This is a genomic window from Rhodoblastus sphagnicola (assembly GCF_002937075.1).
Lineage (GTDB): Bacteria > Pseudomonadota > Alphaproteobacteria > Rhizobiales > Beijerinckiaceae > Rhodoblastus > Rhodoblastus sphagnicola.
Genome location: NZ_NHSJ01000073.1, coordinates 33,213 through 46,141 on the forward strand (window position 1 = coordinate 33,213; position 12,929 = coordinate 46,141).

At 63.9% G+C, this 12,929-nt stretch carries 11 protein-coding genes; 5 read left to right on the plus strand and 6 right to left on the minus strand.

The window, feature by feature from the left end; translation table 11 throughout:
* The first annotated feature begins 71 nt into the window (after positions 1-71).
* The 3 genes from CCR94_RS11535 to CCR94_RS11545 are packed head-to-tail and all read left to right on the plus strand — an operon-like array spanning position 72 to position 4,945.
* Positions 72-1,112, plus strand: a complete 1,041-nt coding sequence (locus CCR94_RS11535) for an HlyD family secretion protein (protein WP_104508075.1) — start codon at positions 72-74, stop codon at positions 1,110-1,112.
* The gene (gene rbbA, locus CCR94_RS11540; RefSeq protein ID WP_104507994.1) at positions 1,109-3,817 is read left to right on the plus strand and encodes a ribosome-associated ATPase/putative transporter RbbA; all 2,709 of its coding nucleotides are present in this window, start codon (positions 1,109-1,111) and stop codon (positions 3,815-3,817) included. Before CCR94_RS11535 ends, rbbA begins: the two co-directional genes overlap by 4 nt.
* Positions 3,818-4,945 (plus strand): ABC transporter permease, encoded by a 1,128-nt coding sequence (locus tag CCR94_RS11545; RefSeq protein WP_104507995.1) that lies wholly within the window; start codon positions 3,818-3,820, stop codon positions 4,943-4,945.
* A gap of 62 nt (positions 4,946-5,007) precedes the next feature.
* Here CCR94_RS11545 and CCR94_RS11550 read toward each other — a convergent pair whose 3' ends face one another.
* Both CCR94_RS11550 and CCR94_RS11555 read right to left on the minus strand, forming a co-directional pair.
* The gene (locus tag CCR94_RS11550; protein WP_104507996.1) at positions 5,008-5,313 is read right to left on the minus strand and encodes a hypothetical protein; all 306 of its coding nucleotides are present in this window, start codon (positions 5,311-5,313) and stop codon (positions 5,008-5,010) included.
* A gap of 15 nt (positions 5,314-5,328) precedes the next feature.
* Entirely contained in the window at positions 5,329-5,682 is a 354-nt protein-coding gene (locus tag CCR94_RS11555; protein ID WP_146089969.1) for a DNA-binding transcriptional response regulator, read from the minus strand.
* Between the two features lie 229 nt (positions 5,683-5,911).
* Here CCR94_RS11555 and malQ point away from each other — a divergent pair, with 229 nt between their 5' ends.
* Positions 5,912-7,942, plus strand: a complete 2,031-nt coding sequence (malQ, locus tag CCR94_RS11560) for a 4-alpha-glucanotransferase (RefSeq protein ID WP_158254727.1) — start codon at positions 5,912-5,914, stop codon at positions 7,940-7,942.
* 212 nt (positions 7,943-8,154) lie between these two features.
* Positions 8,155-9,105, plus strand: a complete 951-nt coding sequence (locus tag CCR94_RS11565; RefSeq protein ID WP_158254728.1) for a TorF family putative porin — start codon at positions 8,155-8,157, stop codon at positions 9,103-9,105.
* 109 nt (positions 9,106-9,214) lie between these two features.
* On the opposite strand, the gene CCR94_RS11570 is transcribed toward CCR94_RS11565, so the two are convergent.
* From CCR94_RS11570 to CCR94_RS11585, 4 genes are all read right to left on the minus strand, one after another.
* Entirely contained in the window at positions 9,215-9,781 is a 567-nt protein-coding gene (locus CCR94_RS11570; RefSeq protein WP_104508076.1) for an HNH endonuclease, read from the minus strand.
* Positions 9,782-10,178: 397 nt separating this feature from the next.
* Positions 10,179-11,060 carry a 3-hydroxybutyryl-CoA dehydrogenase gene (locus CCR94_RS11575; protein ID WP_104508000.1) on the minus strand — a complete coding sequence of 294 codons (882 nt, stop codon included), beginning with the start codon at positions 11,058-11,060 and terminating at the stop codon, positions 10,179-10,181.
* Positions 11,061-11,184: 124 nt separating this feature from the next.
* Positions 11,185-12,126, minus strand: a complete 942-nt coding sequence (locus CCR94_RS11580; protein ID WP_104508001.1) for an electron transfer flavoprotein subunit alpha/FixB family protein — start codon at positions 12,124-12,126, stop codon at positions 11,185-11,187.
* Entirely contained in the window at positions 12,126-12,875 is a 750-nt protein-coding gene (locus CCR94_RS11585; protein ID WP_104508002.1) for an electron transfer flavoprotein subunit beta/FixA family protein, read from the minus strand. The genes CCR94_RS11580 and CCR94_RS11585 overlap by 1 nt, the downstream gene beginning before the upstream one ends.
* Positions 12,876-12,929 lie beyond the last annotated feature (54 nt).

Genomic DNA, 12,929 nt, shown 5'->3' on the forward strand with positions numbered 1-12,929 from the left:
TTGTGTTCAAATGCCGCCCTGCCTATCTTTGTGTTGCCGCGATCCAGTCGCTCCGCAAGGGATTTTTTGTCATGCTTGACGCCTTGAGCAAGCTTTCCGCCTCTCCCAGCCTGCGATGGCGGACCTTGGCCCTCGCGCTTGCTTTCGGCCTCGCCCTTCCAGGCGTTGCGCCGGCGAATGACAAGCTCGACGCGCTGATCGCGCAATTCCGCCCGAAAGCGCTGCCGGAGGGGTTCAGTTCGGCCAATGGCCGGCTGGAATCCGAACAGGTCGAAATCGCGACCAAGCTGCCTGGCCGGATCGCCGAAGTTCTCGTCAAGGAGGGCGACGCCGTCGATCAGGGGCAGGTGCTCGCGCGCATGGATGTCGCCGACATTCGCGCGCAATTGAGCGCCGCCGAGGCGCAGGAGCGCCGCGCCCAGCAGGCGCGGGTGCTGGCCGAAGCGGTGATCGCCCAGCGCGAGAGCGAGTTGACGCTGGCGGAGCAGGAGCTCGGGCGGGTCGAGGCTTTGTTGGCCAAGGGTTTCGCCACCGACCAAACGCGCGACCAGCGCCGCGCGGCGAAAAATGTCGCCGACGCCGGGCTCAATGCGGCGAAAGCCAGTCAGAGCGACGCCGTCGCCGCCATCGACGCCGCGCGGGCGGAGATCGTCCGCATCCACACCATTCTCGACGACAGCGAGTTGAAGGCGCCCCGCCGCGGCCGCATCGAATACAGACTGGCGCAATCGGGCGAAGTTTTGGGCGCGGGATCCCGGGTGCTGACGCTGATCGACCTGACCGACGTCTACATGACCGTGTTCGTCCCCTCGCATGTCGCTGCGCGCCTCGGCTATGACGACGACGCCCGGCTGATCATCGACGCCATTCCGCAATATGTCGTGCCCTCAAAGGTCTCCTTCGTCGCCAGCGAGGCGCAGTTCACGCCCAAGGCGGTGGAGACGCAGGAGGAGCGGGAAAAGCTGATGTTCCGCGTCAAACTGACCCTGCCGCCCGACCTGCTGCGCAAATATGAGAACGAAGTGAAGACCGGCGTGCGCGGCATGGCCTATTTGCGGGTCGATCACGCCAAGGACTGGCCTGAAGCCCTCAAGGTGAAGCTGCCGCAATGAGCGACGTCGCCGCCCTCGCAAACGTCACCCAGCTCTATGGGACGACGCGGGCGCTCGACGATGTGACCATCGCCTTGCCAGAAGGGAAGATGATCGGCCTGATCGGCCCGGATGGCGTCGGCAAGTCGACGCTGCTGGCGCTGGTCGCGGGCGTCAGGCGCATCCAGAGCGGCGGCGTGACGGCGCTCGGCGGCGACATGGCCGACTCCGGCCACCGCGCCGCCTGCGCCGCGCGCATCGCCTACATGCCGCAGGGATTGGGCCGCAACCTCTATCCCACCCTGTCCGTGTTCGAAAATCTCGATTTCTTCGGCCGGCTGTTCGGCCAGGGCGCGGCGGAGCGCGAGGCCCGGATCAAGGAATTGCTGGCGTCCACCGGCCTCGATCCCTTTCCGGACCGCCCGGCCGGGCAATTGTCCGGCGGCATGAAGCAGAAGCTGTCTTTGTGCTGCGCGCTGATCCACGACCCCGATTTGTTGATCCTCGACGAACCCACCACCGGCGTCGATCCGCTGTCGCGCCGGCAATTCTGGGATTTGATCGACCGCATCCGCGCGCGGCGGCCGGGCATGAGCGTGGCGGTCGCCACCGCCTATATGGAGGAGGCCGAGCGGTTCGACTGGCTCGCGGCGCTGGACGGCGGCAAGATCATCGGCTCCGGCGCGCCGGCCGATTTGCGCGCCCTGACCAGGGAAAAATCGCTCGACGCCGCCTTTATCGCGCTGCTGCCGCCGGAGGCCCGCGCCGACCATAGCGCGGTCGTGCTGCCGCCGCTGGTCGAGGGCGAGGGTTACGCCATCGAGGCGGAAAACCTCACCTGCCGGTTTGGCAAGTTCACCGCCGTGGATCATGTAAATTTTCGCATAAGGCGCGGCGAGATTTTCGGTTTCCTCGGCTCCAACGGCTGCGGCAAATCCACCACGATGAAAATGCTGACCGGCCTGCTCGCGCCAACCGAGGGCGAAGCGCTTCTGTTCGGCCAAAGGCTCGATGCGGGCGACATGGCCACCCGCCGCCGCGTCGGCTACATGTCGCAGGGCTTTTCGCTCTATTCCGAACTGACGGTGCGGCAGAATCTGGTGCTGCACGCGCAATTGTTCGAATTGCCGGAGCCCGGCGCCACCGCGCGGGTGAAGGAGATGCTGGCGCGGTTCGACCTCGACGGGGTCGCCGACCAGAAGCCGGAAAGCCTGCCGCTCGGCATCCGCCAGCGCCTGCAACTGGCGGTCGCGGTGCTGCACAAGCCGGAGGTGCTGATTCTCGACGAGCCGACCTCGGGCGTCGATCCGATTGCGCGGGATTCGTTCTGGCGCCTGCTGATCGCCCTGTCGCGCGAGGACGGGGTGACGATCTTCATCTCGACCCATTTCATGAACGAAGCCGAGCGTTGCGATCGTATCTCGCTGATGCACGCGGGCAAAGTTCTGGCGGTCGACGCGCCCGCCGCTCTGGTGGCGGCGCGCGGCAAGGCCGATCTGGAGCAGACGTTCATCTCCTACCTCGAAGGAGCCGGCGAAGGCGCGGAGCCGGCCGAAGCGGTCGGCTTTTCCGCGCCGCGCGCCGCCGCCAGCGCCGTCCGGCGGTTCGATCCCGCGCGGCTGTGGGCCTATGCCCGGCGCGAGGCCATGGAAATCTTGCGTGATCGGCTGCGGCTGATCTTCGCCTTTGTCGGGCCGCTGACGCTGCTGCTCACCTTCGGCTATGGCATTTCCTTCGACGTCGAAAATTTGGCCTATGCGGTCAATGACCAGGACAATTCGCTGGAAAGCCGCGAATTGCTGGAAAATTTCGCGGGGTCGCGCTATTTCAGCCAGAAGTCCGACGTCACATCGGCGAGCGAGATCGACCGCCGCCTGTCCACCGGCGAATTGAAGCTGGTGGTGGAGATTCCCGCCGGCTTCGGCCGCGATCTCGTCGCCGGCAAGGGGCCGCGGGTGGCGGTCTGGATCGACGGCGCCATGCCGTTCCGCGGCGAGACCATCCGCTCGTACATAACCGGCATTTCGCAAACCTGGCTCGCCGAGCAGCATCGCCGGCGCGGCCTGACCGTCGCGGCGTCGCCGATCAACGTCGAGACGCGGTTCCGCTACAATCAGGCGTTCAAGAGCATCTATTCGATCATTCCCGGCGTGATCATGCTCATCCTCATGCTGGTGCCCTCCATGCTGACGGCGCTCGGCGTGGTCAGGGAAAAGGAAGTCGGCTCCATCGCCAATTTCCGCTCGACGCCGGTGACGCGGGTGGAGTTCCTGCTCGGCAAGCAGGCGCCTTATATCGTCCTGTCCTTTGTCAGCTTCGGCATATTGATGGCGACGGCGCTGCTGCTGTTTGGCTTGCCGGTGCGCGGTTCCGCGCTGGCGCTGGTTCTTGGCGCGGCGTTTTACATTTACGCCACGACGTCGCTCGGCATTTTGTTCTCCGCATTCCTGCGCACGCAGGTGGCGGCCCTGTTCGCTACGGCGGTGGTTTCGATCATTCCGGCGGTGAATTTCTCAGGTTTGCTGGTGTCGGTCGCCTCGCTGTCCACGGGCGGACGTCTGGTGGGGTTGGCTTTTCCCTGCGGCTGGTTCCAGGAGATCAGCATCGGCGCCTTCACCAAGGGCATGGATTTCATGCATCTCGCGCCCAACCTTTTGGTCCTGCTGGCGTTCGGCCTGTTCTACCAGCTCTGCGCCGTCCTGGCGCTGCGCAAGCAGGAGGCTTGAATGGTCTCGTCGCTCTGGCGTATTTTCAGGCTCAGCGTCAAGGAGTTCCGCAGTCTCCTGGCCGATCCGGTCCTGCTCGGCATCATGTTCTACGTTTTCACCGTGGCGGTGGTGCAGGTGGCGACGGGGCTGAAATTCGAGGTCGAATCCGCCCAGGCGGCGATCGTGGACGAGGATCATTCGGAACTGTCGCGCCGCATCACGTCGGCGCTGTTGCCGCCGCTGTTCAAGACGGCGGATGTGATCGCGCCGTCGGAGATCGATTCGGGCATGGACAGCGGCCGTTATGTCTTTGTCGTCGAGATTCCGCCCAAATTTGAATCCGACGCGCTCGCCGGCAAGACGCCGTCGATCCAGATCAATGTGGACGCCACGGCCATGGCCTTGGCCGGCAACGGGGCTGTTTACATTCAGGAAATCGTCTTGCGCGAAACGGCCTCCTTCCTGCGCCGCGCCGATGGCGACAGCGCCGCGCCGGTCGATCTGGTGGTGCGCTCGAAATTCAACCCGAACCTCAATTCCATGTGGTTCACCGCCGTGATGGAGGTGATCAACAATGTGGCGATCCTCTCGGTCATCCTGACGGGCTCCGCGCTGATTCGCGAGCGCGAGCACGGCACCATCGAGCATTTGCTGGTGATGCCGGTGACGCCGCTGGAGATCATGCTGGCGAAGATTTTCGCCAATGGCGCGGTGATCGTCGCCGCCTCGATGCTGTCGCTCCAGGTGGTGGTGCGCTGGGGCTTGGGCATTCCCATCGTCGGATCGGTGCCGCTGTTCATCGTCGGCTCGATCCTGTTCATGATTTCGGTCACGGCGCTCGGCCTGCTGCTGGCCACTTTCGCCCGCACCATGCCGCAATTCGGCTTGCTGTCGCTGCCGGTGATCATCATCCTCTATCTGCTGTCGGGCAGCACCACGCCGCTGGAAACCATGCCGTCCTGGCTGCAATTCGTGATGGCGTTCACGCCGAACACGCATTTCGTCGCCTTCGCGCAGGCCGTGCTCTATCGTGGCGCGGGCGTGGACATGGTCTGGCGGGAGATGCTCATCCTGGCCGTGATCGGCGTGGCGATCCTCGCCCTATGCCGGACCCGGTTCGCCAAGACGATCAGCGCGCAGGACTGAGAACAAGCTGAAGTGCGACGATTTGTCGCGCGCGGCGGGGGCGCGCAGAGCTTTGTCAGAACTCAGAGTTGCTGGATGGCGCCGGGAGCGACGCGCATGAGGGCGTCCAGGATACGAATTCTAGGCGCGGAGCCGTAGAATTCCGCGATCATCTTGCGGTAATCCGGCCCATGCCAGCGTTGCGCCGCCGCACGGTCGGGCCAAAGGTAGACGCCGCCGCCTTCGCCTGTTTCAGGATCGAAATAGTAATATCTCGCGATCAGGTCTGGATTATCCGCCCAGCGCGCCGCCGTCTTTTCATAAAGCGCCATGGCGGTTTCGCGGGTCGCGCCATTGGGCAAATTGAAGAGCACAATTTCAACGATCATCGCTCTTTTCGCGCGTCAGGCGCGCAAGCGGTAGGCGAGGCGGCGCTGGGACAGGGCGAGATGCGCAAGCGCGTCGGCATCCACGGATTTGTCGACGAAAATATAGTGCAGATCGGCTAATTCCGCGGGATCGGGCTGCTTGTGCGAATAGAGGATGACCTCGGCGCCGCGCTCGGACAGGGAGCGCACGAGATGTTGGCCCACGGCCGCGAAATCGACCACTGCGACGGAGATTTGATGCAGATCGAGCAGGCGGGAGGCCGTTTCAGCGCTGTCGGCGATCTGGATGTCCGCCACGCCTCGACTGCGCAGGGCTTTGGCGACGGACCTAGACACTTCGAGATCACTCTCGCACAGCAACATGCACATGATCTGGCTCGCTCTAACCGGCTATGTGTTCTTGTGACCCAACTGTGAACATTTAGAAGTCGTTACTTTTGATTGTCGCATAAGGGTCATCGTAGCACAGCCCCGCAAAAGCGAGAGTCATTTTTCGCGGCGCACAATCAAAAACGTACTCAATCTGGTTTGTTGGGGTCTTGCAATGCGTCGTATCGTCGCGCATCAATCGCGACTTCAACGTGACGGGACAGAAGCCATGTCGGACGAAATGCTGGAAAACCTCGCGGCGCGCGCCGGAATCGCCACCTCCTGGCGCGATCAGACCGGCGCCGACCGCCGCGTTTCCGCCGACAGCCTGCGCGCCATCCTGGCCGCGCTCGGGCTTCCCGCCGGCCGAGATGACGAATTGCGGGATTCACTGAGGCTGCTCGACGCCGACACGGCGCGCGCGCGATTTGTGGCTGTGCGGGTCAATCAGCCGATCGACCTGGCGTTCTCCGGCCGCTTGCCGAATGGGATCGAAGCCACGCTCGAAGACGGAACGCAATGCCGGATCCGCCCGATCGAAGGGGCGGCGGGCCGCCTGACCCTGCCGGGTTTCGCGACGCCGGGCTATCACAGTCTGCATCTTCGCGGCGGCGACTGTGTGGTGGCGGTCGCGCCGGAACGCTGCGTGACCTTCGCGGACCTCAACGACGGCGCGCCCGGCTGGGGCTTGGCCGCTCAAGTCTATTCGCTGCGCTCGGCGCATGATTGCGGCGTCGGCGATTTCGGCGGCGTCGCCGCGCTCGGGAGTTCAGCGGCGCGACTCGGCGCCGATTTCCTCGCGATTTCGCCTGTTCATGCGCTGTTCGGCTCCACCCCGGACCACTACAGCCCCTATTCGCCCTCGACGCGGCTGTTCTTCAATCCGCTCGCGGCCGATCCCGCCCTGGTCTTCCCGGAGGATTTTGTTCGGCGCGCCGTCGCGGCGGCGGATTTGGGCGAACGCATCGAAACCCTTTCCGGCGCGCCGCTGATTGACTGGCCCGCCGCGCATGCGGCCAAGCATGCGCTGTTTCGCGCCCTGTTCGACCTGCTGCCGCAGGCCGAACAGTATGGCGACTTCAAGCGTTTTCGCGACGACGCGTCGGACCTGTTAAAAGATTTCGCGCTGTTCGAAACTCTGCACGGCGCCCATTGCGCCGATCCCGCGCGGTGGGACTGGCGTCATTGGCCCAAGAGTCTTCGCCGACCGGGCGCCGCGGCGCGAAAATTCGCAGGCGCCCATGCGGCCGAACTGGAGTTCCAGATTTTCCTGCAATGGCTCGTCGAGCGCAGCTATGGCGCCGCGCAGCGCGCCTGCCGCGACGCCGGCATGCGGGCCGGGCTGATCGCGGATTTGGCCATTGGCATCGATCCCGCCGGCGCGCACGCCTGGGCGCGGCCGGACGAGGTGTTGCAAGGCCTGAGCATCGGCGCCCCGCCCGATTATTATTCCGCCGAGGGCCAGAACTGGGGCCTCACCGGTTTTTCGCCGCGCGGCCTGGCGGCGAAGAGCTTCTCCCCGTTCATCGACACCCTGCGCGCCAATCTGCGCCATTCCGGCGGCTTGCGTATCGACCATGTGATGGGCCTGAGCCGGCTCTGGCTGATTCCGGAAGGCGCCGGCGCGCTCGACGGCGCCTATGTGACCTATCCCGCCGAAACCCTGTTCCGGTTGACCGCGTTGGAATCCTGGCGCCATCGCGCGCTGATCATCGGCGAGGATCTGGGCACGCTGCCGATGGATTTCGCCGACGCTCTTGCCGCGCAAGGGATCGCGGGAATGCGGGTGCTGCGATTCGAGCGCGACGCGCAAGGGTTTCGGTCGCCCTGGGGCTGGTCGCCGCAGGCGGCGGCGATGACCTCCACCCATGACATGATTTCGACCGCCGGATGGTGGAAGGGCGCCGATCTCGAGTTGGAAACGGACCGCCAGCAGGCCGAGGACATTCGCGCCTGGGATCGCGGCCTGCTCTGGGCGGCGTTCCAGCAGGCCGGAGTCGCCTCCGGCGAGCGCCCCGCGCCGGCCGATGCGGCGCCGGTGGTGGACGCCGCGTTGGATTTCATCGCGCGCAGCCCCTGCGCGATGAAGCTTGTCGCGCTGGAAGACGCGATTGCGAGCGATGTGCAGCCCAATGTTCCCGGCACGACCGTGGAAAAGCCGAACTGGCGGCATCGTTTCGCCACGCCGGCGAGCGCCTTGCTCGACGATTCCGCGACGCGCGCCCGACTTGGGCGTCTGGGGCCGCCGCGCCAAGCCTGATTCGGCGGCTGCGCACGGCCGCCGGACGCAACCTTTAGCGGCGTCGGGCAGGTGGCGCCCAACCTTGTGACATTTGCGCAACGTCGCTTGGACAAGTCATTATTCATGGCGTTATTTGCATAATAAATGAGCAAACGCCTAAGTCTTGAGCTTGAGGGATTGGTTGCGCCGAGCGCATGTTTGCATCACTGATTTCGTCCTGGAGAATACCTATGAACAAGCTCTCCCTCGCCGCCGTTGTGCTGGCGGCTTCGGCAGGGACCGCCTTCGCTGGCGACCTGCCGAGCACCAAGGCCGCCCCTGTCGCCCCGATCGTCACCAGCCCCTGGGATTACGACATCGGCGCCGGTCTCACCTCGGACTACCTCTTCCGCGGCATCACCCAGTCGAACCATCAGCCGAGCGTCTCGGCCCATGGCGAAATCCGCTACAACTGGACCGCTGATTACCAGTTCTATGTCGGCGTCTCCGGCGAATCGATCAAGTTCACCAACAACATCTTCCCGGTCGGCTCGCCGGCGCTCGAGCTCGATGGCTTCGGCGGCATCCGCGGCACGCACGGCGCGTTCTCCTTCGACCTCGGCGCCATCGGCTACGGCTATCCGGACTCGCCGACCAACCGCGTTCAGAACGCGGCCTATACCTCGTCCAACGGCATCATCGGCTTGGCTCCGCGCAATCCGACCTTTTTCGAAATCTACTTCAAGCCGAGCTATGCGATTAACGACGCGCTCTCGCTCGGTCTGAACGTCTTCTATACCCCGAGCTACCTCAACACCGGCGCGGACGGCGAATATCTGTCCGGCACCGTCAAGTACACCCTGCCGGGTCAGCTTTCGGCTTTTGCTCTGTCGGGTGAATTCGGTCACCAGTGGCTTGGCAAGCTGGACAGTGTTTACAGGGGTGCCAATTCGGATAACTACGTCTATCTCGGCGACGCCAGCGGCAAGCTGCCGGACTATAACTACTGGAATGCTGGCGTGTCCTACACCTGGAAGTTCCTGACTCTCGATCTGCGCTACTACGGCACCGATCTGAGCCGCGCGGCTGCTTACCAGTTGGTCGGCATCCCGACTGTGGTTAATGGCACGAACTGCAATTACGCCGACGACCGCTTCGTCGCGACGCTTTCCTTCGACCTGACCTCGAAGGACCTGAAGTAATCGGAATCCCGTCGGCGCCAAGAAGCCGGCGGGTCTCCCACGACTTCAACGCCCGGTCGCAAGACCGGGCGTTTCTTTTTGCGCGGCTTTCTGGCGGTTCGCGACCATCTCAGCCTTCCAGTTCGGAATCCCAGTAGAGAAAATCGTTCCAGGTCTTGTGCAATTCGCTGTTCGCCTGCGGCAGGCGGCGGGCGATCATGTCGAGTTGGAACGGGGTCGGCTCGAACGGCGCGCGGCGCAATTTCAGACCGGCCTGGCGCGGGGTCATGTCGGCTTTCAGAAGATTGTCGCGCTGGCAGCAGGTGACAATGTTCTTCCAACTGGTCTGGCCGCCTTTCGCGCGCGGCGTGACGTGGTCAAACGTCAGATCCTTCGCTAGCCCCTTCTGGCCGCAATACTGGCAGGTGAATTCGTCGCGCAAAAAAACATGATAGCGCGTGAAGGCGATGTTTTTTCGCCGGTGATAGCTTTTGAGCGCCACCACCGAAGGCACTTCATAGGTTTGGTTGGCGGAATGCACCCTGATGTCGTCGTAATTGGCAACGGGATAAACGCGCCCCTTGAGCAAAGCGACCAGAGCGTCCTGCCAGCTCCAGATCGAGAGGGGCGCCCAGCTCACGGGCTGCATGTCGGCGTTGAGCACGAGAGTTCGAAGATTGGCGACGGAAGCGTTCACTCCGCCCTCCATGTCGTGAAAATTTCAGGAATTTTCCCACACGCGCACACGCCCGGCGTCGCGGCCAGGCAGAGGGGAGGCGAAATCAGGGATGCGTAGAGCGGCGGCGGCGTTTCCGCATCGCTTCCGGGGGAAGAATGCAGAAACGTGGCGCTCATCCCGCCCTCCGAGTCCTGGGATGGAGGGGGATCGGTCTTACGGGCGCAAAAGCCCTGACCCTGGCGCGGGCCGGATCGCAGATATCGGAACTGGGCCAGTCATGAAGGATCATGCGCCGTCTCCGTAAACCGGTCGGGCGAATGAGTCCACCACCGATTCCCTGTCGGCGATAATCTATAGGCTTGATGACGCCTTTGTGAAGACTCTGGTAAGGGTTTCTTGACTCAGCGCAGCCGCCTCAACGGGTGGGAATGGGCGCCCCGCTGCGATAATCGTAGAACCCGCGCTGCGTCTTGCGGCCGAGCCAGCCGGCCTCGACATATTTCACCAGCAGCGGGCAGGGGCGGTATTTGGAATCCGCCAGCCCCTCGTGCAGCACCTGCATCACCGACAGACACGTGTCCAAGCCAATGAAATCAGCGAGTTGCAGCGGCCCCATCGGGTGATTGGCGCCGAGCCGCATGGCCGTGTCGATGGCGTCCACCGAGCCGACGCCTTCGTAGAGGGTATAAATCGCCTCGTTGATCATCGGCAGCAGGATGCGGTTGACGATGAAGGCGGGGAAATCCTCGGAGACTGTTACGGTCTTGTGCAGCTTCTCGATATAGACCCTGGAGGCGGCGAAGGTGTCGTCATCGGTCGCAATGCCCCGGATCAACTCGACGAGTTGCATGCGCGGCACCGGATTCATGAAGTGAATGCCGATGAAGCGGCCGGGACGGTTGGTGACCGAGGCAAGCCGGGTGATCGAGATCGACGAGGTGTTGGTGGCGAGGATCGCCTCGGGCTTGAGGTGATTGCACAAAGATGTGAAAACGGCGCGTTTCACCTCCTCGTTTTCCGAGGCGGCCTCCATCACCAGATCGGCGTCGGCCAAGGCGGCGAAATCGGCGGCCGGTCTGATGCGGGCGAGCGTTTCGTCCTTGTCCGCCGGGGCCATGCCGCCGCGCTCGACGAGGCGGCCGAGATTGGCGGCGATCCGCGCGATGCCCGCCTCGATCCGCTCGGGGGAAACATCATTGAGCAGAACTTCGAAACCCGCGGCCGCGCTGACCTGGGCGATGCCACAACCCATCTGTCCCGCGCCGACGACGCCAATCTTGCGAATTTCGAAACTCATGATTCATTCCCGGAGGGTGGAACCGGCGGCGATCATAGGGCTTAATCGTCGGCAGTCCATAGGTCTAGAGTCGATGGCGTTTCTTGGCGGCGCCATCGACTTCGAAAGTTTTCAGATCGCCCGCTCAGCGGCCGATCTTGCCCAGCTCTTCCTTGAGTTCCGGCAGGGCCTGATAGAGGTCGGCGACCAGGCCGTAATCGGCGACCTGGAAGATCGGCGCCTCCTCGTCCTTGTTGATCGCCACGATCACCTTGGAATCCTTCATGCCCGCCAGATGCTGGATCGCGCCGGAAATGCCGACGGCGATGTAAAGCTCCGGCGCCACCACCTTGCCGGTCTGGCCAACCTGCCAGTCGTTCGGCGCATAGCCGGCGTCCACGGCGGCGCGCGACGCCCCCATGGCCGCGCCGAGCTTGTCGGCCACCGGCTCGATGTAGGTCTTGAAGTTTTCCGCGTTCTGCATCGCGCGCCCGCCGGAAATGATGATCTTCGCGGACGTCAGCTCCGGGCGGTCCGAAACCGCCAGCGCCTCGCTCTTGAAGCGCGACAGCCCGGAATCCGCAGGCGCCGAAACCGCCTCGATCGGCGCCGAACCGCCTTCGCCGGCCGCAGCGAAGGTTGACGTGCGCACCGTGATCACCTTCTTGGAATCGGTCGCCTGCACGGTCTGGATGGCGTTGCCGGCGTAGATCGGGCGCTCGAACGTGTCGGGCGACACCACTTTCGAGATTTCCGACACTTGCGCCACGTCGAGCAGGGCGGCGACGCGCGGCAGCACGTTCTTGCCGTTGGAGCTGGCCGGCGCGACGATGGCGTCATAGCCGCCGGCCAGCGACACGATCAGATCGGCGGTGGCTTCGGCGAGTTGGTGCTTGTAGACGTCGCCGGAGGCGGTCAGCACCTTTTCGACGCCCGCCAGCTTGGCGGCGGCTTGCGCGGCTGCATCCGAGCCGCAGGCGACGAGAATATGCACCGGGCCGCCCAGCGCGCTCGCGGCGGTGAGCGCCTTGGCGGTGGCGTCGTTCAGCTTGCCGCCATGAACTTCAGCGAGAAGAAGGGTCGTCATCAGATCACTCCGGCCTCATCCTTGAGTTTCGCCACCAGTTCGGCGACCGAACCGACTTTCACACCCGCCTTGCGCGCCGCCGGCTCGGTGGTCTTCAGCACTTTTAGACGCGGCGTCACGTCAACGCCGTAGTCGGCGGGGGTCTTGTCGAGAATAGGCTTCTTCTTCGCCTTCATGATGTTGGGCAGCGAGGCGTAGCGCGGCTCGTTGAGGCGCAGATCGGTGGTCACCACCGCCGGCGTCTTCAGCGTCACCGTTTGCAAGCCGCCATCGACTTCGCGGGTCACATCGACCGTTCCGTCGGCGACCTCGATTTTCGACGCGAACGTGCCCTGGCCCCAGCCGAGCAGCGCGGCGAGCATCTGGCCGGTCTGGTTGGAATCGTCGTCGATCGCCTGCTTGCCGAGGATGATCAGGCCGGGCTGTTCTTCCAGCGCCACGGCCTTGAGAATCTTGGCGACGGCCAGCGGCTCGACGGTTTCGTCGGTCTTCACCAGAATGCCGCGATCCGCGCCCATGGCGAGGCCGGTGCGCAGGGTTTCCGTCGCCTGCTGCGGGCCGATGGAGACGACGATCACTTCCGTCGCCTTGCCGGCTTCCTTCAGGCGCAGGGCCTCTTCCACCGCGATTTCGTCGAACGGATTCATCGACATTTTGACATTGGCGAGTTCGACGCCCGACCCATCCGTCTTGACGCGAATCTTCACATTGTAATCGACCACCCGCTTTACGGGCACCAGAAGTTTCATCGGCTTGAACCTCCAAACGCGGGAATAGTTTAGGTATGATCTATTGGGATCCGT